The following is a 1,141-nucleotide window of genomic DNA, read 5'->3' as shown; positions in this document are numbered from 1 at the left end:
ATCCTCGCCGCCGCGCCGACCGCGAGGATCGCGGCGAGCAGGCCGAGCGCGCCGAACTCCACCAGCACTGCGCCTCGCAACTGCCCGCGCCGCGCGCCCAGGGTGCGCAGCACCGCGCTGTCGTAGCGGCGCTCGCCGGCAGTGGCCTGCAGGGCGGCCAGCAGCACCAGTGCGCCGGCCAGCAGGCTGAAGCCCATCACCAGTTGCACTGCCTGGGCGACGCGGTCGATGACCTCGCGCACCCGCTGCAGGATCGCGTCGATGTCCAGTAGCGACACGTTCGGATAGGCGCGGCTGAGCCCGCTCAGTTGCGCGGCCGAGGCGCGCGGCAGGTGGAAGGCGGAGATCAGGTTGTACGGCGCGTCCTGCACTGCGCCGGCGTTGAGCAGCAGGAAGAAGTTGACCCGGAACGAATCCCAGTCGGCCTTGCGCACATTGGTGACGGTGAAACTGCGCTGCTGGTCGCCGAGCAGCAGGGTGATGCGGTCGCCGAGCTTGAGCCCGTAGCGCTGCGCCCAGCCTTCCTCCACCGAGGCTTCGGCGGCGGTGCTGTCGGCGGCCCAGAAGCGTCCGGACAGCAGCCGGTTGGCCGCGGGGAATTCGTGCCGCCAGGAGAAGTTGATCGGCCGGTCGCTGCCATCGCCATCGTCCTCCGGCCCCTGCTCGCGGCGCTGCGGCGGCTTGCCGTTGATCGCCACCAGCTTGCCGGTGCTGAACGGCTCGACCGCCGCATCGGCGACACCGAGCGTGCGCAAGGTGCCGAGCACCTGCTCGGCCTGATCGGGCTGGATGTTCATCAGGAAGTAGTTCGGCGTGTCCGCCGGCAGCCGGTCGCGCCACTGCCCGAGCAGGCCGGGGCCGATCACCGCCAGCAACAGCAGCGCGCACAGCGACAGCGACAGGCCCACCAGTTGCACCACGCTCAGTGCGCGGCGCCGGGTCAGCGCCGCCAGGCCCAGTTTCCAAGGCCCGCGCAGCTGTCCCTGCAGTCGCCGCAGCACCGCCAGCAGCACGCCGCCGACCGCCGCGGCCAGCGCCGCCAGCAGGGTCAGGCCGCCCAGCACCCAGGCCGCCAGCACGCCGTCGCCGGTGGCGTAGACCGCCAGCACCACGGTGGCGACCAGGGCGGCAGCGTAGACCA

1 protein-coding gene is annotated in these 1,141 nt (G+C 72.1%); it reads right to left on the bottom strand.

The features are described 5' to 3' along the window. A partial coding sequence (locus D180_RS21840) for an FtsX-like permease family protein (RefSeq protein WP_017914450.1) occupies positions 1 to 1,141 on the bottom strand: 1,141 nt, incomplete at both ends.

It is taken from the genome of Xanthomonas sp. SHU 166 (assembly GCF_000364685.1).
GTDB lineage: Bacteria > Pseudomonadota > Gammaproteobacteria > Xanthomonadales > Xanthomonadaceae > Xanthomonas_A > Xanthomonas_A sontii.
Note: the sequence above shows the minus strand (reverse complement) of the source record. Positions and strands in the feature narration are given on the sequence as shown.